The sequence below is a fragment of the Nocardiopsis suaedae genome, from assembly GCF_027706745.1.
GTDB lineage: Bacteria > Actinomycetota > Actinomycetes > Streptosporangiales > Streptosporangiaceae > Nocardiopsis_A > Nocardiopsis_A suaedae.
In genome coordinates, this window is record NZ_JAQFWP010000048.1 from 34,835 (window position 1) to 54,463 (window position 19,629).

The following is a 19,629-nucleotide window of genomic DNA, read 5'->3' on the forward strand; positions in this document are numbered from 1 at the left end:
TGGCGGCCGGGTCAGTGTCGTGGTGTCGCTGGGCGTGCCCTGTGGGTGCCTCGGTCGCGTCCGGTGTGTGCGCAGATGGGGAGGCTCAGGTGTGTTGCTCCGTGAGTGCGTTGATTTTCGGGAATCCGTGTAGGGGTGGGTGGCGGGTGTCTAGGCTGGTACCTCCCTCGTGTGTCGCGGGAGCCGCCGCCCCCTTTTTTTGAGGAAGGTCTCGGCCTGTGGAAGACCTGGTCCTGTCGGTCTCGGAGTTCACCCACGCCGCCGGGCGGATGCGGTGGCGCTGGACCCTGTCCACCCCCACCGGTGAGCCGCTGGCGGGCCATGATGTGCGCCTGGAGTACGGGCCGTGGCAGTTCGAGGCGTTCACCAACCTGCCGGGCTACCTGGCGCGCACCACCGCCCCCGACACCCGCCTGGACCAGGAAGCGAAAACCCTGCGTGAGCTGGGGGAGTGGATTGCCGAAGAAGTCTACGGGCCGCAGATCATGGAGCGCCTGGGGCGGCGGCGCGGCGGGGCCGTGGTGCGCGTCGAGGTCCCGCCCGAGGCCCGCGTGCTGGCCTACCGGCCGCTGGAGGCGGCCGTGCTCGACGGGCGGCCGCTGATCGCCCACCGCCTCGTGCTGGTCTGGGACCTGGCCGTCGGGGAGCCGGTGGAGGTGGACAAGGATCCGGTGGGGGAGAGGTTGCGGGTGCTGGCGCTGTTCAGCTTGCCCGAAGGCGAGACGGCGTTGAACCTGCGCAAGGAGCGCCGCGGCCTGGAACGGCTGCTGGAGGGCATCGCCAGGACCCGGGGCAAGGCCGTCGAGCTGCGCGTGGTCCAGTACGGCGCCACCCTGGAGAGCCTCCAAGAGGTGGTGGAGGACGGGCAGGGATGGGATGTGCTGCACCTGTCCGGCCACGGCGCGCGCGGCGTGTTCGTGCTGGAGGACGAGCACGGGGCCGCCCGCCGTGTCTCGACGGGCGAGCTGTGCGAGCACCTGGTGCCGCTGGCGCGGCGGACCCGGCTGGTGGTGGCCTCCTCTTGCTCCTCGGCCGACGGCGAGGTTGCCGAGCAGATGCGGCTGCTGGACCTGGCCGCCCCGAGCCGCGCCTCCGATCCTCCGCAGCAGGACACCCCTGACGGCGGGGACGGGGAGAAGGTGTCGGCGCTGGCGCTCGCGCTCGCCCGGGAGTTGGGGTGTGCGGTGGTGGGGATGCGCTACCCGGTCGTCGACGACTTCGCCATCGACTTCTCGGCCGCGCTGTACGAGCTGGTGGTGGGCAAGGCCAACCCGCTGGGCCGGGCGATGGGCCACGCGGTGCCCCGGGCGGCCGCCGACCCGCCGACCCCCGGCTGCCCGGCGATCAGCGCGGTGACCCCGGTGCTGGTGGGGGCCGGCGCCGCGGAAGTGGAACTGGACGCGCCCGCGGCCCGCACGGCCTCCACGCAGGAGGAGAGCGAGCGCAGGCAGGCACAGCACCGCAAACGGTCCAACCTCCCTGATCCAGGAGAGCACTTCGTGGGGCGGGGCGCGCTGATGGCCCGCGCCCACCGGCTGCTGCACCATGAAAGCGGCGTTCCCGGGGCGGTGTTCCTGGGGATGGCCGGGGCGGGCAAGACCGCGATCGCCACCGAACTGGTGTGGCTGCGCTGCGACGACTTCGACCATGTGGTGTGGTTCCAGGTGCCGGAGGAGGGCAGAGGGGATGTGTACGGGGCGCTGGCGAACCTGGCCGGGGAGATGGAGCGCAAGATCCCCGGCCTGAACATGTCCCGCCTTCTCGGCGACACGGGCAAGCTGGAAGCGTTCCTGCCTGATCTCACCAGCTGGTTCCGCGACGAGTCCATCCTGCTGGTCATCGACAACCTCGAACCCCTGCTGACCGGGCAGAACAACTGGAAGGACCCCCGGTGGGGCAGCCTCCTGGCTGCCGCCATGGAGCACCAAGGCTATGGGCGGGTGGTGCTGACCAGCCGCTACCGGCCCCCTGGCCTGCCCGACCATGTGCGGGTGGAGCGGGTGGACCCTTTGCCGTTGGACGAGGCGGTGCTGCTGGCCCGCCAGCACCCCCGCCTGCGCTCCCTGTTCGACGCCTACGCCGCCGATCCGACCACCGATGACGGCGAGCTGCTGCGCCGCCTGCTGGTGGCCACCCAGGGACACCCTAAGCTGATCGAGCTGGCCGCGGCCCGCGCCGCCACACCCGACGAGCTGGCGGTGTTCCTGGAGGACCCGCAGCGGGTGTGGGGCGGCGGGGTCGACGCCGGAGCCTACCTGGCCGGGGGTGAGCCCACCGCAGGAGTGGAGGACTTCACTCGGGTGCTGCACACCTGGACCCGCCGGGCCCTGGACGGGGCCCGTGAAGCGGAGCATCTGCTGGCCGCGGTGCTGGCCTGCTTGGAAGACGACGACTGCAACTCGGCGGTGCTGGACGCCAACTGGGGTGACATCTGGGAGCGCCTGGGCAAGGAGGGCCCGGCGCCCAACTGGCGCGTCCTGCTGGAGGGGCTTGAGGCCCGGGCCCTGTGCTCCACCCAACCCCTCGATGAAGAGGTGGTGCGGGTGGGGGTGCATCCGGAGGTGGCCGCCGCCCTGGCCGACCACGCCCCCGACGGGGTGCCCGAGGCGGTCGACCACGAACTCGCCGCCTACTGGGCCACGCTCGCCAGATACATGTTGGACAACGAGACCAGTGGCCAGTTGGGGCGGGGGGTGGTGGCGGCGGCGCGGCACGCGCTGCCCTACCTACACCGCACCGGCGATACCGGAACCGCGCTGGTGCTGATCGGGCAGGCCCTGAACCGGGATGGCTCGGCCGCGGTGCGTGGTGCGATGCTGGGTTGGCTGGAGCGTCTAGCCCGCGACACCCGGGGCACTGACCACCAGAACGGTGCCGAGTACCTGATTGGGGTGCTGCTGCTGCGCACCTCCCCCCAGGAGGGCGAGCGGAGGTTGGCAGCCCTGCGGGACCGGTACGCGGCCGAAGGTGACCACAAGCAGGCCCGAGTGGTCGCCACCCGACTGGCCGACCACTACCGGGCCCAGGGGCGCCTGGGTGAGGCGTTGGAGACGGCCGAGCAGGACATCGCCCACAGTGAGAAGACCGGACAGGGCCCCTGGACCCGGCTGGCAGACCAGGGGAGGCGACTGCAGATTCTCATCGCCCGGGGCGAACATGCCCAGGTGCTCCAGGAGGTCCAGACGCTGCTGGAGGAGGCCGGGCACCTGCCCGTCCCCGATCCCGCCACCGAAACCGTCGACACGTGGGACGTCCACGAAGGGCTCCTCGACACCGCCCGCTCGGCCGCTGTAAGGCTGGAGCGGTGGCGGGAATGCCTGGAGCTGACCGCCCGCATCCGCACCTCCCAGCAACGGCGCGGCGCAAGTGAACTGGAGGCCACACGCACCCGGTTCAACGACTACAGCCCTCTTCTGGGCCTAGGCCGCCTGGCCGAGGCCCATACTCTTCTGGAGGAATGCCGCACCGTCTACGAGACCCACCAGGCCTGGGACAGCTTGGGGAAGGTATTCAGCGCCTGGGCGGACCTGGAGCATAGGCGGGGCCGGGTGGAGCAGGCAGCCGCCCGGGGGAAGGACGCGCTGCGCTACCTCTACCGCCGACGCCCGGTCGACCCCGAAAGTGTCAAGGTCGGCCACAACAACCTCGGCAGCTACCTGGCCCGGGGAGGGGATGTCGCTGGGGGGTTGGCCCACCAGCTGGCCGCCCTACTGCTCTCAACCCTGACCACCGGAAAACCCCACCCGCAGATTCTGGTTAACACCGCACTCTCCCTGCACAGGCTGGGTGGGGCACCGGCACCCGACACCTTTGCGGCGGTGCGCGAGGTGGTCGAGCGGGTGGACGGGGTGGGGTTCGCGGCCCTGACCGCTACGTTCACCACACCCGAGCAGGCCGAGGAGGTCCTGCGCCGCCTGCTCGCCGATGCCCGGGAGGCCGTCCAGCACATCCCCGCCGGAGAAGAAGTGGAGAAGTGAGACCGCTGTGACCACCCCGCCGCAGCCCGGGCCGCCCAACCGCGGCGACCCCCCGCACCCGCCCCGTTGCCCCTATTGCTGGGAAACGCCGCCGACCCACCGGCCCGACTGCCCCACCCGGCCCCGCTGATGCGGCTCCTACGCAAACGGAAGCGCCAACCAGCCACCCCGGAGCAACCGCCCGCCCGGGCGGTGCCGAGGTGGCAGGTGCCGCTGCCGCACGGGCGCACCGAGTCCATCCGGGCCATGGGCACCATCGCCGCCCCGCTGCTGGGCGGCTTCAGCCTCGCCGCGACCGCGACGCTGGTCACCGCCGAACAACCGCCGCCGCTGACAGGGTGGGCGCTGGTAGCGCTCGTGGCCGCCGCGGTCGGGTTCGTGTTCTGCGTGCAGTTCACCGCCGCCGGGCTGGGGTATGCGGCAACCCCTGAGGAGCGCCTGGCCTGGTTCCCGGCCGCCGCAACCGATGCGGAGCTGATGGCGCGCCTGGAGCGCGTGCAGGCCATGGACGCCGACCTGGAGAACCGCTACATCCACCGGGCCCGCTTGACCTACCGGGTCGCATTGGTGGCCTTCCTGGCCGGGATCATGCTGATCTGCATTCCCGACAGCCTGGACTGGCCGCGCATCACCGCCGCCGGGCTGGCGGGGGCCGCGCTGGCCGTCGAGCTGGTGTGGCTGGCCGCCAACGCGCTGGGACGCTACCCGCAGTGGCTGCTGCCCTCCTACCGCACGCCCGACCCAAAGGAGGCCCCGGACCGGAAGTGACAACCGGCCGACCCACAGCCTCACACACCCCAGCACCCGCCCCGAGCGGTCGGCGTTCCGCCCATGCCGCTGCTTGGGTTTGATGCGGATAGGCGCCCGGGCCATGAGTGCGGAAGGAGAGCCGACGGGGAACCCGTCGGCTCTCTGGCCGTGAGGTGCGCCAAGCGACCAAGCAAAGCAAGCGCCTCGGCCGTCTATGAGCCTAGCGAGCACGGCGGCCTACGGCTATGGGGGTGGACTGACCGCTCCCATGAAGCGCGGGCTGTAGAACTCGCCCTGTACGGGCTCGGTGCGGACGGTTTTGCCGGAGGACGGTGCGTTCACCATCTGGCCCTCGCCGATGTACATCGTCACGTGGGATGGGGCCGGACCGGGGGCGCCGGCGTCGGTGGTGTCGTAGAACAGGAGATCGCCGGGCTGGAGCGCGTCGAGGGAGACCCGTTCGCCTGCCTGGTACTGGTCGGTGGTCACCCGCGGGATGTCGACCCCGGCGGCGGCCCATGCCCCTTGGACCAGGCTGGAGCAGTCGTAGGCGTCAGGGCCGTTGGCGCCGTAGACGTAGGGCTTTCCAAGCTGCTGAAGTGCCCACTCGACCGCGGCGCGCTCGCCTTGGCCCGCCGGGCCGGGCGCGTCGCCCGCAGCAGGTGCGGCGGGAACCGCGTCGAAGCGGTCGATCTCGGTGAGCACCTGGTCCACGTACCAGTCGGCGTTGTTGTAGCGGAACAGGGCCCGGGAGAGCTGGTCGCGGTCGTTGAAGTCGACGTTCCCGCCGCCGCTCATGCACAGCTCGCGGGCGCTGGCCAGGGCGCTGTCGTAGGCGTTGTGCGGGTCGGTGGTGCCGTCTGCGTTGCCATCGGCGCCGTAGGTGGACCAGCCGCTGGGCAGGTGCTGGTTCGGGCCGACGGCCCGGTCGTATTCGGTGTCGCCGTCCCAGCGGCCGCCGTCGGTGTCGTAGTGCGGGGTGAGGTTGCCGCCGTTGCCCGAGCCGTCGAGGCGGGGGCCGATCATCGGCGGGGAGACGTCGCCTTCGGGTGAGATGTCGTGCCCGGCGAGCAGGTCGGATTCGACCTTGCCGATTCCGGCGAGGACCTGCCACCGCATCCCGGTGCATCCGGGGAACTCCTGCTCCAGAGCGGCAGGGGCGCGCACGTAGGCGTCCAGAAGCGTGTCCGGAACTCCTTCCACGCCCTGTGGGGCGGAAGCGGAAGGGGCACTGCCGCTGAGCGCTGCGGTGAACGTTGAGATCGCGATGCCGACCAGCAGCACGGGGACGAGCAGGAGCGCCAGCAGGCAGCCGGGGCTACCCATCGGGCTCCTCCCCACCCTCCTCCCAGCCGGGCAGGAACGGCTGGTGCGGGGCCGGCGCTCCCAGTTCGGCGAGTGTGCGCTGCCACGTCTGTCCGAAGGGCGTCCAGACGCGGTCGGCGGGGTGGGCGCCGTGCACCCCGGTCGCCGCGGGGACCGGGGGTTCGCCGACGTAGCGGTGGAGGTTCTCGGCTCGCTTGGCCGAGGGGAGCCAGAACAGCACGGTGCCCTGGTGGCCGGTCAGCCGGGACAGCTCGTGGTAGGCGTCGAGCTTGGCCGCCAGGCGGCGCAGCGGTTCGGTCCCACGGTCGTACTCGAGGAAGAAGAGCACGGCGTGCTCGCCTTCGCTCCAGTGCCCGGCGGCGTCGGGTCGGACGACGTCGCCGAACTGCTGCTCGCACTCGCGGGCGGTCCGCCACGCCAAGCGCGCGCGGCGCACGCGGGCGAGGTTGGTCAGGTCGACGAAGAAGTCGTTGGTGCCGATGGTGTGGTCGAGCGAGCTGCGGTAGGCCACCGCGAGGACGCGGTCGCGTCGGTATCCCCACTCTCGGGCCGTGGTGCCGTGCTCGGCGGCGAGGATCTCCGCCCCTGGGGCGTCGAGGAGGTAGTGCCACGGGGCGCTTCCCACCGGGGTCCAGGGGCGGAAGCGCTCCAGGGCGCGCAGCCGGTACAGCGTGAGCAGCCGGGTCTTGGCCGAGGAGTAAGAGGCGAACTCCAGGCGGGCGATCTGGTCGGTGGTCAGGACGCGATGGCGGTGAACCAGGCGCATGATGCGCAGGTCGCGCGGGGTCAGGCGGCTGATGAGCCGGTGGATCGCCTCGGGCGTGGTGCGGGGGCGGACGACGTCGCGGTGGTCGGGGCGAGGGGAAAGGCGCACGGCGGTACCTCCTTCACGGGGCGGGGCTGTGGCGGCGGGCGGCCTTGCGCACCTGCGTGGCCCGCCCCTTGACCGGGGGCGGGAGCGCTCGGGTCCGCAGGGTGAAGCTCGGGGACAGCGCCCCGTGGGAGACCAGGCGGGCGGCGGCCTGGAAGGCGTCCAGATGCGACAGGTCGTGCTCGGAGAGGTTGGGGCGAACGTGGCGCGCCAGGACGTGGGCGTCCTCGGGGCTGACGTCGAAGAACAGCTTGGAGCGGGCGTTGGCCGAGACCGCTTCGCGAAGGTCGCGGGGGAGTTGGGAGAGGTCCTGGTGGGCCAGGACGAGCCCGGCGCGGTAGGCGCGCGCTTCGGCGAGCATCTCGTCGATGCCGTAGGGCAAGGTCAGGAAGTTCTGGCACTCGTCCAGGTAGATGCCGATGTCGCGGCGCTCAGCTTCGCCCTGGCGAGCGCGTGCCAGGACGGCGTTCCAGGTCTGGGCGAGCAGCAGTGAGCCCAGGAGGCTGGAGGTGTCGGCTCCGAGAACGCCCTTGGGCAGCCGGGCGATGACCACCGCACCGTCATCGAGCAGGCCGCGCAGGTCGAGGCTGTTTTTGCCGCTGGCCAGCAGGTCGCGGGCGAATCCGCGCAGCAGCACGCTGCGCAGCTTGTTGGCCAGCGGGGCTGTGGCGTGCGCGCGGGCCTGTTCGGACAGGTCTTCGTACCAGGACCAGAACCCTTTGAGGACGGGGCCGGAGGTGCGGGCGGTGGCGCGGCGCCGGAAGCTCGCGTTCTCCAGCAGGCGCGGGATGTTGGCCAGGCCGGCGTGTGGGGTCCCGGCCAGGGTCAGGCAGGCCGAACGCAGGATGTCCTCGGTGCGCGGCCCCCAGGAGTCGGCGAAGATCCGTCGGAAGATCCCGGTGACCATGTCGGCCGAGCGCTCGCGTTCCCCGCGCCGCCCGGAGAGTACGGACAGGGGCGGGGGAGGGGCGTTGTCGTCGGGGTCGATCAGCACCACGCGCTCGATCGCCTCTTCGGGGAGCCGGGAGAGCAGGAGGTCGGACTCGCCCTTGGGCTCGATGAATACGCACCCGCGGCCCTTGCCGATGTCGTCGAGGATCATGTTCAGCAGGGTGGTGGTCTTGCCGGTCCCGGTGCCGCCGATGACGTGCATGTGGTGGCGTGCGTCCGCCACGCGAAGGCCGATCGGCCGGGGGCGCGCCCCTTCGGCGCGTCCGAGCAGGCGGCTGTCGGGGGCGTTTCCGGCGATGCCCGGCGGAGGGGATGCAGGCCGGGCAGGGGCGCGCTCCAGGCCGGGCACCATGTCGTCGACCGGGAGGTGGGCCACGGCGGCCAGCTCGCGGGCCGAGAGCAGGTCACCGCGGTGGAACCAGCGCGCGGCGGCCATGCGCCCGGCGACGATGGGCAGTCGCACGCGCACGTAGTGGTTGTAGTGGGTGAACACGGCGAAGGCCCCGGCGACCGCGTGCGCTCGGCCGCGCCGCCGCTCGGTCTCCTCGGGTGTGGTTCCGGGGCTGGTGACCAGGTAGCGCACCAGTGTTTCCAGCCGTGGGGCGGTCGCCTTGGTGAGGATGGCGTGGACCTCGCCGGAGACCTCGGGGCGCAGCGCCATCAGCGAGGCGCGGGAGGACTTGCCCGGGGTGATGGCGTCGAGCAGCCCGGAGGTGCCGTGGGCCTGGCGGAGCCGGGAGGCGGCGGTGTTGGCCTGGCGCAGGCGGCCTCCGGTGACCGGGCGTACCGCGACCTGCACGAGCACCTGTTCACCGGGGGCCGGTGAGCCGGCCGCGCCGATCACCGCGCGCAGCGGGTCGTCCTCGTGCCGCGTGGCCAAGGGGAAGTGGTCCGGGCGGGCGAGGCGCAGCAGGCCGCCGTGACAGGCGCGCTTGGGATCGGGGACGGGGATCGGGCGTGCGGTGGCCGACGCGCCCGGCCATGCCGCCTCGACGGCGCGCTCGACGAGTCCGGGTGGGATCGGCCCGGGCACCCACAGCCGGATGCGTAAGCCGTCGGAGTCGGTGAGGTACTCCCAGACCACGTGGGGCTGGCCGAACAGCAGGCGCTTCCACGCGGGCCGCAGCAGCCCGAGCATCCGGGTCCACAGCGCCTCGGCCCCCGACAGGTCCGTGGTCGGGGGCGGCAGGATCTCCACGAGCCGGGCGTTGCGCTGCCAGGCCGCTATCCGCACGACGGCCACCACGATGCGCCCCGCATGCACTGCGACCATGACGGCGGGGACGAGCACCAGCAGCCACCAGCCGACCGCAGCAAGGACGCCGAGCAGGATCTCGGCGAGCAGCGTCGGCAGGCGGCCCAAGTCGACGAAGATGTCCATCACAGCAGGTCGTCCTCCTCTGCAGCGAGATCCACGGCAAGGGGGCCGTCGCCGTGCGCGGTGTCCAGCAGCTCGGTGGGGTCGGTGGTCACCAATCGGTGCTCGGCCTCGCTCGCCACCACCTGGAAGGCGACTCGGCGGTCCCCGCTGCACAGCAGCGCCTGGCCGGGGGAGGCGGTGAGCAGGTGCTGCTGCTCGCCCTCGGACAGGCCGAAGGCGGAGGCCACCTGGTCGATGGCCTGCGGCGCCTGGCGCATGAGGATCTGGGTGGCGGCGTTGGCCACCACGGCCCGCCCCAGCTCGCTACCGAGCACATCCCCGGCGTCCTGCGTGGCCACCGTCAGCCCGACCCACCTCTTGCGTGCGGCCTTGGCCAAGCGGAACAGGAAGCGGGCGCCTTCGTCGGCCTGCAAGAGCTGCCAGCCTTCATCGACCAGCACCATGCGCGGATGGTCAGCGCGGGCCTCGGCGACGGTGCGCCAGATCGAATCCAGCGCCAGCAGGGTTCCGACAGCCTTGAGCTCATCGGGCAGCTCGCGCAGCGACCAGGACACCAGGTGCCCGGCCGGGCGGCTGGTGGTCGGCGCGGCGAACAGCTCCCGGTGCGAGCCCGTCACGAACGGCTCGAGCTCATCGGCGACCTGCCGGCCGTCCTCGCCCTCGGAGCGCAGCACCTCGGAGAGGTCGCTGAGCAGCGGGGCGGGCCGGTTCCAGGTGCGCCGGTCGGTGGTGATCCCGGCCTTGGCGTAGGCGGCCACCAGCGCCCGGTCCAATGCGGCGCGGCGGCGCGGCTCCAAGGGGCGGCCCAGCATCACCGCGAGCAGCGTGTGCAAGAACAGAGCCCGGCGGGTCAGCGCGTCGCGCTTGGCCGTCTCGTCCAGCGCCAGATCGAGGGGGTTGAGGTGGACCCCGGGGGCGCCGAGCCGGATGACCGTGCCGCCCACGGCCTCGGCCAGCCGGGAGTACTCGTCCTCCGGGTCCACTACGGCCGCGCTCACCCCGGCATACAGGTTGCGCAACAGGTCCAGCTTGCAGAAGTAGCTCTTCCCGGCCCCCGAGCGGGCCAGGACCACGGAGTTGTAGGAGTCCAGGGCCCACCGGTCCCAGACGACCACCCCGGAGGAGGCGGCGTTCAGCCCGTACAGGACCGCGGTCGGCGAGGCCTCCACGGCCAGGTCCGGACTGGCGAAGGGGAAGGAGGCCGACAGGGCTGCGGTGTCCATGCTCCGGCGCTGATCGAGCAGGTCCACCCCGAGAGGCAGTGCCGAGATCCACCCCTGGAGCTGGCGGAACGTCGTGGGACGCGCATCGAGCAGGAGGGAGGCCAGCAGCGACTGGACGTGCCCGACCTCGTCGTCGAGCTGCTGCTCGGTGGCGGCGTGGACGGTGATGTAGACGCCGACGCGGAACAGCTTGCCCTCCCCGCGCGCCAGGGCGGCCGCCATCTGTCGGGCGTCCTCGGCCGCGGCTTCGGTCTCGAAGTCCTCCAGGCGACCCTGTTCGGCATCGGCCCGCGCTGAGGACTCGAACCTGGCCATCTGGCGCTTGAGGCGGACGGAGGCGACCGCGGGTGGCACGGGCTCTACATGGAGCGAGACCTCCAGTCGGCCCGGGTAGGTCAGCAGAGGCTCCAACCAGGCATAGCCCACCTCGGGCGGGTACCCGGTGACGACGAACGACGCCGCCACCCCGTCCCCGAGATGGATGCGGCGCGGCTCGATGTCGACATCGGCCTCCGGAACTCCGCCCCCATCCCCGCGGGCCTCTCGCCTCCTGCGCATCAGTCCTCCTTCCAGCCGGGCCCGGTGATGACAGCCTCCGGGGATGCCTGGCCCTCCGGCGGTGCGGCATTCGGGTCGGTCGGGTTGGCGGCCGCGGCCAGGACGGCAGCCGCCTGGGCGCCGTCGAGGATCGCCGCCGAGCTGCCGGCGGCCGCCAGGGCGCGGACCGCGTCCTCGGCCCGGCGCCTCACCGTCGCCGCGCCGTGCCGTCCCTTCCCGGCGGGCTCGCGGATGACGAGCAGGACTTGCCGGTAGAGCAGGTCCCGCCCCTCGGCCAGGGAGTCGATGAAGTCGGCGTGGTCGCGCGCGGCGCGCTGGAGCGCCGGATGCGGGAGCGAGGGCACTGCCGCATCGAGCGCGGCGACCAGCGGGTCCAGCCGCACCGCCTCGGCCCTGACGAGGAACTGCACCGGGCAGGCCAGCGAGTTCAAGAAGGCGCCGAACCCGGCCACGAGGGCGGCCTGCTCCTGCTCGGTGCGCAGGTGGAAGTTGACGGTCGAGCACGAAAGGAGAACGGCGCAACCGTGCTCGGCCAGATCGATCACCCCGTCCTCACCGACGGCCGAGACCGGCAGGTCCAGAGGAGCAGGCAGGGGCGGGCCCTGGGCGGCGACCCAGCTCGGCATGACCTGTTCAGCGCCGTGACGAGTGGAGCGCCTGCGCGCAGAGCGCCGGAACCGCCAGGCGGCCAAGGCGAGCTGGTCCAGGCTCAACCCGTCCCGCTTGACCAGCGCCGCGGCCGTCGAAGCGCCCAACACCGGGACGGCGACGCCGACCAGCACGGGAAGCGGAGCCGTGTCCAGCAACGGCGCCAGCAGCGCCCACGTCGCCAGGGCAGGGACCCCGATGATCACGAGCTGGCGGGCGGTGAGCCCGGCCAGGATGCGGTCCTCGCGTTCGATGTCGGCGGGCATGCGCACACGCATCTACTCCTCCTCCCTCCTCGGCCTTCGAGGGCGCCCCCGACGCGGCCTGGACCGGACGGGGCGCTTGCGGGGGTCGCGACTGTAGGGCTTGGGCGGCTCGCGTGGCGGGGGAGGCGCCTGCGATGACGTCTGCGACGACGAGCCGGACGGCCCTGCAGGCGGTGGCCGACGGGGCGGACGCCGCATCTCGGCAGTGGTCTCGAACAGCGGCTCCTGCTTGGAGCGCCGTGGGCGGGCCATGCCCGGTATCGGGCCTTGGCGCCACCGCGCTCGAGGCATCCCGGGGACCGGATCCTGACGCCACCTTCTGCGCGCGGTCTGCTGGCCGTCATCGGGGAGAGGGGACTGGTACCAGCGGCTGCGTTTGCCGCTTCGGCGCTGCTGGTCTGCGCCGATGTCGTGATCGATCCCGGGCAGCGGCGACTGCGTGGGTTTCGGCTTGGGCAGGTCGAGGGGGAGCTCGGGCTGGTGCCAGCGCGGCTTGCCGGTGGCCGGTTTCTGCTGGGATGCGGCCGCGGCGGAGTGCCGAGCCGCCTGTGGAGCCGCGGTCTTCGCCGTCTTCGCGGCCCTGCCCGCGGCGACCGCCTTTCCGATGCTGCGCAAGACCAGCATGCTCACCGCGAACTTCGCCACCCGCACCACCGGGCTGGCCTGGTAGTTGAACACCCGCTTGAACGCCCAGAACGGGACGCGCACCAACACGTACAGGCACGAGATCAACAGGAAGACGTCGACCACGGACCCCGCGGCCTCCCTGAAGTCGACCGCGCCGAGCATCTGCTCCCGGGACAGGAACACCGCCACTGCGATGCGCAGGACCAAGGCCTGGGCGACGGGGATGACCAGCACCGCCGCCACGGCCCGCCACCACAGTCGGGCCATGGCCTCGGTCTGCGGTAGCGCGTGGAAGGCCAGCGCGATCGGCGCCACCGCGCACAGCAGCATCCACAGCATGACGCGGATCAGCGCCGCCAGCAGGAAGAACAGCTGCAGGAGGCCGGCGACCAGGAAGAGCAGGACCACCACGAGCAGCTCGGAGGCCGGGTCGGTCACCAGCCGGGCGAAGGCGTTGGCCACTCCTTCCGGGCTCGCCGCATCCCCGAGGAGGGCGGCCACCACGGCGTTGGTGAACTCGGCCATCATCCGGCACAGGAACCACGAGGCGTTCGCGCCGACGAAGCCCAGCACCAGCCGCGGCAGCACCTCCTTGAGGGAGGTGGAGGCCTGGACGGTCGGGTTGGTCATGACCAGGACCCCGGCGATGGTCACCACCAGCACGTAGGCGGTGTTGGTGACCGCCAGGGAGACCTGCCAGCCCTCCTCGATCCCGCCGGCCGGGATGGGGGTGGAGAGCATGCCGACAGCCGTGTCCACCAGCTTCATCCCGATGAGGCTGGTGACCAGCGAGAGGACCCAGCCGTGGAAGGCCTCCTCGGCCATGCACCCGTAGTCGAAGGGGCCGCAGGGTTCTTCGGCAGGGGCGTCGGGGTCTTCCACGGGCGGTGAGGGTTCGGGTCCCGGTTCGGGAGAGGGCTCCGGGCTGGGCTCGGGCTCCTGCTGCTCCGGCGGAGGCTCGGGCGGGGCACCGGGAGAGGGCTCGGGCGCCTCAGCGGCCACAACCACGGCGGCCGAATTGGTCCCCTGGCTCGGCATGACCGAAAACGCGACAGCGACCGTCAGCACCAGCAGCACGAGAACCGACCGCCGCCCGGTCATGACAGCCCCAGGAAGCCGCGCAGGATCTCCACCAGGAGCGGGGCCAGGATCGCGACCCCGTAGCCAAGGGCTGCGAACTTCAGGGTGTCCTTGGCCTTGGACACCTCCCCGGGGTCGCCGCCGGCCAGCAGGTAGCGCAGCCCGCCGATGGTCAGGAACAGCGTCGCCAGCGCGACGAGCAGCCCGACCAGCCAGTTCCGGATGTTGGTGACGACCTCGTTCAGGTCGCTGACCCCGGGGTCGGTGTCGGCGGTTCCGGCCAGAGCGGGGGCGGCGGCGATCAGCATGAACACGGCGACGGCGAGGAGCAGGACGAAGACGGCTCTGGCGCCCGGTGTGCTCGGCATCGGCTCTCCTCACTGGTGCGGGGCCAGCAGGGGAGGCGGGGAAGCCGACTACTCCTTCCTGTGCACGGTGGGTTCTCCGGAGGCTCGCTGCTTCCCCGCCCTGGGGAGTGGGGCACCCGTAGGAGCCCTCATCTCTAATGCAGAACAGGCAGGCCGAGTGCGCTCATCAGGAAGAGTAGAGAGGGAAAACTCTCCCAACCCAGTGAGCTCTCTGAACCGGGCCACGTATCGTCGCAGTTCGACTGCTGCAGCGGCTCGAAGACTGGGCATGGTCCGTTACCGAGCTACTATGGAATCAGGCGTGTGTCCCCCGTTCTTGGTTACTCGCTGCCGCCGCGGACAGGTGACAGTACGACATCCGCCCCACACGGCGACAAGATGGTAGAAGGGCGCAACGTGATCGATCTTCAAGAGCAGGTGGGCAGGGTCCACAATCCCGACGTGCGGCCGTTGGTTGCCGAGGCCGTGCGCGCCTACAGCATCGGCTCGGCGCGGTCGGCCATCATTCTGACTTGGACCGCTGTGTGTGCCGATCTGATCCTGAAGTTCGAGCGTCTTGCTGACGACGGCGATGGGAAAGCGAAGGAATTCGCCTCAAAAATCGAGAATGTGAGGAGCCTGACGGATGTCAGCGTGGCAATCCCGCAGATGCAGAAGATCGAAAGTGATCTTCTGAAGGAGGCTCTCGATCGGCAAATCATCGACACCCTCGATCTGAGGGAACTGGAGCGGCTTAAGCACGACCGTAATCTGTGCGCCCACCCCTCGCTGACACCCCTGGGCGAGTTCTTCGCTCCGACCACGGAGTACGCGCGCGCTCACCTTACCTCAGCGCTGAACTGTCTTCTTACTGTACCTCCCAGTCAGGGCAAGCGGGCCCTGGAGCGATTCCAGCAGCATGTAACGTCTAGCTCTTTCACTGACACACCGGGCTTCATTGCCCGTACTTTTTACGACCACACCAAGGAGGCGACACGACGCCAGATGGTTGCCCTGGCGGTCAAGCACGCCATGCTCGAACTCGACGTCGGAGATCTCTCCGTGAACGCCATCGAGATGGCTCGCCGCATGGCCGCATGTGTTCATGCCTTCGTTGAACGCGACCGCGGCCAGGTCGCTGAGCGTATGCAGGGCCTCCGGGACGACTTCGCTCGGATTGAGGGGGCGAAGATGGTGCGCGCGCTCGGCCGCCTCGGAGATCTCGACATCTTCCGTGAAGCGATTGGTGAGGAGACGCGGACTCGCATTAACGACCTGATTCAGACACAGCCGTCGTTGGCGGACGAGGAGTTGCTCTCGTTGACCTCTCTGGAGGAAGTTCGCGCCGCGTTTCCGACTCTGGAGGTGTCCTTCGCGCAAACTCCTTCCGACGCCGTTCGAGCTCAAGCGATCGGTCGGCGGCCCAGCGCCTTCTTCACTGGACGCCTGGCCCGGATGCTCCGCGAAGCGCGGGGATTTCGAGCTGCCGAGGCGATCACCACTGACGCTGTGCTGCCAAGTGCTCGGTTCCTGGCCACTGACCAGCTTGCGGACATACTTAGCGCATGGGCCGACAACATGCAATGCCGGGAAGCTTCGGCGATGCCAGCCAACGCGGTGGCACTGCACGCAACCACTTCGCACCTGCGCCCCGATGATCAACCGGTTTGGGAAGAATTTATTCGGAAGGTCCAAGAGGAGAATCCGCCTCCACACTACTATGCCTACGAAGACCTAGCTGCGGCGGTTGAGTTCCGCATATTCTGACCTTGGATGACGGCATTGGTTCCCCTGATTGCTGAATGCAATTGGTTCGGGTGGCCACATTCTCAATTAGGCAAGGCTAGAGCCTGTACTATGCGGACCTGAGCGCGCTCACGGTGGCGGCGGGCAGTGATGTAGGACAATCCGAGCTCATCGGCGGCGTGGATGAGGGACGACTGCTCGATCCGAGTGCGGGCTATTAGTTCTGCCTCGATGGATGTGAGCGTGCCGTTCCGGGCGTAGTAGGCGAGCAAGGTAAGCGGGCCTTCCGATCGAGAGGGAACAGGGATGGCGTTCATCTCCTCGAAACTGGTGGTGTGTCTCTGAGCGCTGAGAACGCGGTAGCGGTGCCGTTGGCCGGCTTTGCGGGCGGCGTAGATCAGCTTCGGGCACAGGGCCTGTGTTGCCGGGTCGATGGTCTTCAGCTCGGCCAGGAACGCGGTGAGCATCTCGGCCTCGATGTCGGCGGCCTCATTCGGCAGGTCGCGGCAGAGCCGCCGGCGGGCGGCGGCAAGACCCGGCAGTGCGAGCCCGACGGCGATGACCGTCCATGCCGGATCGCCCTCGCGGGCGCGGGTGACGATGCCGCGCCACACCTTGTCGGCGGTCGGGCGGTCGGCCTTCAGGAGCCGCTGGGTTGCCGCGGCGGCGGACAGGTCGTGGGGCGGCATGCCGATCAGTTCGGCCAGCTCGCTTCCCGGCGGGCCGGTGTCTTCGAGGAGGAGTGCGAGGGCGTTCTGGAGGGTGGAGAACGGGGTCGTCGGCATTGCGAGCCTCCCTGTGGTGTCAGGAGCCCTCATGAAGCACCGGCCTCTTGAGCAGCAACAACGCACACTTGTTGGGTGTGATCTGGGCTGATGTGGCGCGTTCGCCCGGCGTGCGCGGATGCGGGGCCTCACCGGACGCAGAGGTGGAGGCGAGAGGGATGCGCACGCTCTGCGTACGCGAACGCGTCGTCGCCGGGTGGGTGAGCGCGGTGGGCCGGGTGGGCCTGAGTCTTTGGTGAGGCTCGCTGTGGTCCGACGCCGTTGCCGTGAAACGTTCCGCTCCGCCGAAGCTGCGCCTGCTCTCCCTGGGAGCCGGGGTGCAGTCCAGCGCCCTTCTCCTGCTCTCCGCCCAGGGGGCGATCCCCAGGTTCGACTACGCCCTGTTCGCCGACACCGGCTGGGAGCCGACCGCCGTCTACCGGCACCTGGAGCGCCTCGAAGGAGTTGCCGCCGCTGCCGGGATCCCGATCCGGAGAGTGTCCGCCGGCAACATCCGGCACGACGCCCTAGACGAGCGGCACCGGTTCGCCTCCATGCCGCTGTTCATCACCAAGCCCGACGGGCAGCGCGGCATGTCCCGGCGGCAGTGCACCTCCGAGTACAAGGTCCGCCCGCTCAAACGCGAAGCACGGGGCCTGCTAGGCTACCCGCACCCGGCACGGGTGGCGCAGGGCGTCTATGCCGAGCAGGCCATCGGCATCTCCACCGATGAGTTCCACCGTGCCAAGGACGCCGATGTGGCCTACCTGCGCAACGTCTTCCCGCTCCTGGACATCGGGTGGACCCGGCAGGACTGCCGCGCCTACCTCGCCCTGCACGGGCTGGGGGACACGCCGAAGTCGGCGTGCATCGGCTGCCCGTACCGCTCCAACGCCTCCTGGATCCGCTTGAAGGCGCAGGAGCCGGAGGCGTTCGCCGACGCGGTCGACTTCGATGCCGCGATCCGGCACGGTCACCCTGCCGCGGCAACGCGCGGCATGCCGCTGGAGGGCAGGTTCTACCTGCATCCGGCACGTATCCCGCTCGGCGAGGTGGATCTGGGGGAGGAGGCCGAACCGGCGGAGCGGGGGTGCTCGCCGTGGGCCTGCCCCGGTGAAGACGAGGGGGAGGAGTGGTGAGCGGGGGCGGGTTCGCGCTTTCGGCCGCCGCGGTGCTTGCGAACCGGCGCCGGCACGAGGACATGGAGCTGGTGCCGGTCCCGTTGGCAGAGGCCAAGGCGTTCGTGGAGGTGTGGCACCGGCACCTGGGGCCGCCGCGCGGGCACAAGTTCAGCCTCGGGCTGCGGCATGCCGACGGGGTCCTGGTGGCGGTGGCGATCGTGGGGCGGCCGGTGGCCCGCGGGCTGGACGACGGGCGCACGCTCGAAGTCACCCGCCTGGCATCCGACGGCACCCCGAACGCCTGCTCCCGACTCCTGGCAGCGTCGTGGCGGGCGGCAAAGGCGCTGGGGTACCGGCGCATGGTCACCTACACCCGAGCTGACGAGCCCGGCACCTCGCTGCGCGCTGCCGGGTGGCGGCGGGCGGCGGAGCTGCCGCCGCGCGGGGACTGGCATCCGCCCCGGCAACCGGGGCGCCTCGGTCCGGCGCGCGTTCGGTGGGAGGCGCCATGAGGACGCCGCCTGAGCCACCGCCTCGCTGCCGAATTCGGTCCTGGGTTGCCGGTCGTTGCCGTTGGCCGGAGGGGCGTGACCGGATGGGCGGTACCGCTTCGACGAGCGGCGCCGACGGGGACGTGGAACGTTCTCTATCGGGCTTGCGGACGTGCGCCGAAGTGGCCCTGGCCTGGAGGTGAGGCCTCCGTGGCGCGCAGGCAAGAAAAGCGCTCTGACCAGCTGAAACGTGATGACAACGCTGTCGGTGACGCCTACCCTGCAGCTCCCGCACCCTCCGGAGCTGAGCGCGGCGCGAATCCCGCGCCGCCCCAGGTGTATACCCCGGCCGAGGCTGCCGAGCTTCTCAAGGTGCCCGAGTCCTGGCTGCGGAAGAAGGCTGCCCAGCGGGCCGTGCCGTGCACCTTCCTCGGCAAGCACCTGCGCTTCAGCGCTGAGGATCTGCACCGGATCGTGCGGGAGGCGGGGCAGGCGCCCGTCACCGGGCGCCGCCCGCGCCGATGATCCCTGTAGTGGTCTATGGCGTAAAGGGAGGAAGTGCATGGCGTACGCCGAACGAACGCCGAAGAGCTGGCGCGTTCGCCACAAGAAGCCTGACGGGACCTGGGCCTCCAAGTCCGGGTTCGCAACCAAGGACTCGGCCCTGAACTGGGGACAGGAGCAGGAGGCCGAAGTCCGGGCGTGCACCTGGATCGCCCCTGAGGACCGCGAGATGGCCTTCGGTGACTTCGCCGAGCAGTGGATGGCGGCCGCGCGGCTGTCGGTCAACACCAGGGCCAAGTACCGGTCCTACCTCAGGACCCACATCCTGCCGCGGTGGGGCAAGTGGCCGCTGATCGGCATCTTCAACAGCCACATCGAGATCCAGGAGTGGGTCACCGAGCTCCACGAGGACCTGTCCGAGCCCAGCGTGGCCTCCGTGGCCGCCCTCTTCTCCACCGTCCTCAACAGCGCGGTGCGCGCCCGCAGGCTCCCGGCCAACCCCTGCAACGGCCTCCGCATCACCTCCGGTGACTACGACGCCGAGCGCCACGTGGCCACCCCTGCTCAGATCCTGCGCGCGGCGATGCGGCTCCACCGCAGTGCGGGCTATGGCGGGTTCGTGCTGTGCCTGCTCAACGGGTACACCGGGGCGCGGTGGTCGGAGCTGGTCGCTCTGGAGGCCCACGAGTACGACGAGGTCAACCACGCGGTCCCGGTGCGCACCCCGCTGCAGGAGACCTCAGGTCGCCTGTCCAAGTCCAAGCGGCCCAAGACCCCGGCGGGCAAAAGGTGGATCCAGCTGCCCGGCTTCCTCAACGCGCTCTATGTCGACCTGCTCACGCGGACCGAGCCCGGGGTGCCGGTGTTCGCCGGGGCGCAGGGCGGCCGGATGCGGAGAGGAAACTTCCGGGCCCGGTTCTGGCGGCCAGCCTGGGATGGTGAGCCCGGCCACGACCAGGTGTGGCTGCGGGGGCCGGTCCTGCCGGGGTTCACCTTCA

General features: G+C 70.7%; 15 protein-coding genes. 7 read left to right on the plus strand and 8 right to left on the minus strand.

Annotated elements, in window-relative coordinates; translation table 11 throughout:
• Nucleotides 1–218: 218 nt before the first annotated feature.
• On the plus strand, nucleotides 219–3,977 hold the full coding sequence (locus O4U47_RS21915) for a CHAT domain-containing protein (RefSeq protein ID WP_270679809.1): 3,759 nt from the start codon (nucleotides 219–221) through the stop codon (nucleotides 3,975–3,977).
• 207 nt (nucleotides 3,978–4,184) lie between these two features.
• Nucleotides 4,185–4,745, plus strand: a complete 561-nt coding sequence (locus O4U47_RS21920; RefSeq protein ID WP_270679810.1) for a hypothetical protein — start codon at nucleotides 4,185–4,187, stop codon at nucleotides 4,743–4,745.
• A 225-nt stretch (nucleotides 4,746–4,970) separates the two neighbouring features.
• Here the strand turns inward: O4U47_RS21920 and O4U47_RS21925 are convergent, their stop codons facing one another.
• The 7 genes from O4U47_RS21925 to O4U47_RS21955 form a co-directional block, all read right to left on the minus strand.
• Nucleotides 4,971–6,053: a C40 family peptidase gene (locus O4U47_RS21925; RefSeq protein WP_270679811.1), complete on the minus strand. Its 1,083-nt coding sequence runs from the start codon at nucleotides 6,051–6,053 to the stop codon at nucleotides 4,971–4,973.
• Nucleotides 6,046–6,927: a replication-relaxation family protein gene (locus tag O4U47_RS21930; protein WP_270679812.1), complete on the minus strand. Its 882-nt coding sequence runs from the start codon at nucleotides 6,925–6,927 to the stop codon at nucleotides 6,046–6,048. Before O4U47_RS21930 ends, O4U47_RS21925 begins: the two co-directional genes overlap by 8 nt.
• A 13-nt stretch (nucleotides 6,928–6,940) precedes the next feature.
• Nucleotides 6,941–9,256: a type IV secretory system conjugative DNA transfer family protein gene (locus tag O4U47_RS21935; RefSeq protein ID WP_270679813.1), complete on the minus strand. Its 2,316-nt coding sequence runs from the start codon at nucleotides 9,254–9,256 to the stop codon at nucleotides 6,941–6,943.
• Nucleotides 9,256–11,037 carry a VirB4 family type IV secretion system protein gene (locus O4U47_RS21940; protein WP_270679814.1) on the minus strand — a complete coding sequence of 594 codons (1,782 nt, stop codon included), beginning with the start codon at nucleotides 11,035–11,037 and terminating at the stop codon, nucleotides 9,256–9,258. The genes O4U47_RS21935 and O4U47_RS21940 overlap by 1 nt, the downstream gene beginning before the upstream one ends.
• Complete coding sequence (locus O4U47_RS21945) at nucleotides 11,037–11,963, minus strand: PrgI family protein (protein ID WP_270679815.1); 927 nt, start codon at nucleotides 11,961–11,963, stop codon at nucleotides 11,037–11,039. The genes O4U47_RS21940 and O4U47_RS21945 overlap by 1 nt, the downstream gene beginning before the upstream one ends.
• The gene (locus O4U47_RS21950; protein WP_270679816.1) at nucleotides 11,964–13,460 is read right to left on the minus strand and encodes a hypothetical protein; all 1,497 of its coding nucleotides are present in this window, start codon (nucleotides 13,458–13,460) and stop codon (nucleotides 11,964–11,966) included. It abuts the gene before it with no gap.
• Nucleotides 13,461–13,675: 215 nt separating this feature from the next.
• The gene (locus O4U47_RS21955; RefSeq protein ID WP_270679817.1) at nucleotides 13,676–14,026 is read right to left on the minus strand and encodes a pilin; all 351 of its coding nucleotides are present in this window, start codon (nucleotides 14,024–14,026) and stop codon (nucleotides 13,676–13,678) included.
• A gap of 396 nt (nucleotides 14,027–14,422) precedes the next feature.
• Here O4U47_RS21955 and O4U47_RS21960 point away from each other — a divergent pair, with 396 nt between their 5' ends.
• Nucleotides 14,423–15,772, plus strand: a complete 1,350-nt coding sequence (locus O4U47_RS21960) for a hypothetical protein (RefSeq protein ID WP_270679818.1) — start codon at nucleotides 14,423–14,425, stop codon at nucleotides 15,770–15,772.
• Nucleotides 15,773–15,834: 62 nt separating this feature from the next.
• Here the strand turns inward: O4U47_RS21960 and O4U47_RS21965 are convergent, their stop codons facing one another.
• Complete coding sequence (locus O4U47_RS21965) at nucleotides 15,835–16,536, minus strand: hypothetical protein (protein WP_270679819.1); 702 nt, start codon at nucleotides 16,534–16,536, stop codon at nucleotides 15,835–15,837.
• A 266-nt stretch (nucleotides 16,537–16,802) separates the two neighbouring features.
• Here O4U47_RS21965 and O4U47_RS21970 point away from each other — a divergent pair, with 266 nt between their 5' ends.
• The 4 genes from O4U47_RS21970 to O4U47_RS21985 all read left to right on the plus strand — a co-directional run.
• Nucleotides 16,803–17,654 carry an adenine nucleotide alpha hydrolase family protein gene (locus O4U47_RS21970; protein WP_270679820.1) on the plus strand — a complete coding sequence of 284 codons (852 nt, stop codon included), beginning with the start codon at nucleotides 16,803–16,805 and terminating at the stop codon, nucleotides 17,652–17,654.
• Nucleotides 17,651–18,148 (plus strand): XF1762 family protein, encoded by a 498-nt coding sequence (locus O4U47_RS21975; RefSeq protein WP_270679821.1) that lies wholly within the window; start codon nucleotides 17,651–17,653, stop codon nucleotides 18,146–18,148. Before O4U47_RS21970 ends, O4U47_RS21975 begins: the two co-directional genes overlap by 4 nt.
• Nucleotides 18,149–18,337: 189 nt before the next feature.
• Nucleotides 18,338–18,652: a helix-turn-helix domain-containing protein gene (locus O4U47_RS21980; protein ID WP_270679822.1), complete on the plus strand. Its 315-nt coding sequence runs from the start codon at nucleotides 18,338–18,340 to the stop codon at nucleotides 18,650–18,652.
• 37 nt (nucleotides 18,653–18,689) lie between these two features.
• Nucleotides 18,690–19,629, plus strand: a 940-nt coding sequence (locus O4U47_RS21985) for a tyrosine-type recombinase/integrase (protein ID WP_270679823.1), incomplete at its 3' end; no start/stop codon positions are given.

What these genes read in the sequence shown, in the direction of transcription:
- O4U47_RS21965 (WP_270679819.1), bottom strand. Translation starts at nt 16,536, where the DNA reads ATGCCGACGACCCCGTTCTCCACCCTCCAGAACGCCCTCGCACTCCTC.
- O4U47_RS21940 (WP_270679814.1), bottom strand. Translation starts at nt 11,037, where the DNA reads ATGCGCAGGAGGCGAGAGGCCCGCGGGGATGGGGGCGGAGTTCCGGAG.
- O4U47_RS21935 (WP_270679813.1), bottom strand. Translation starts at nt 9,256, where the DNA reads ATGGACATCTTCGTCGACTTGGGCCGCCTGCCGACGCTGCTCGCCGAG.
- O4U47_RS21945 (WP_270679815.1), bottom strand. Translation starts at nt 11,963, where the DNA reads ATGCGTGTGCGCATGCCCGCCGACATCGAACGCGAGGACCGCATCCTG.
- O4U47_RS21925 (WP_270679811.1), bottom strand. Translation starts at nt 6,053, where the DNA reads ATGGGTAGCCCCGGCTGCCTGCTGGCGCTCCTGCTCGTCCCCGTGCTG.
- O4U47_RS21955 (WP_270679817.1), bottom strand. Translation starts at nt 14,026, where the DNA reads ATGCCGAGCACACCGGGCGCCAGAGCCGTCTTCGTCCTGCTCCTCGCC.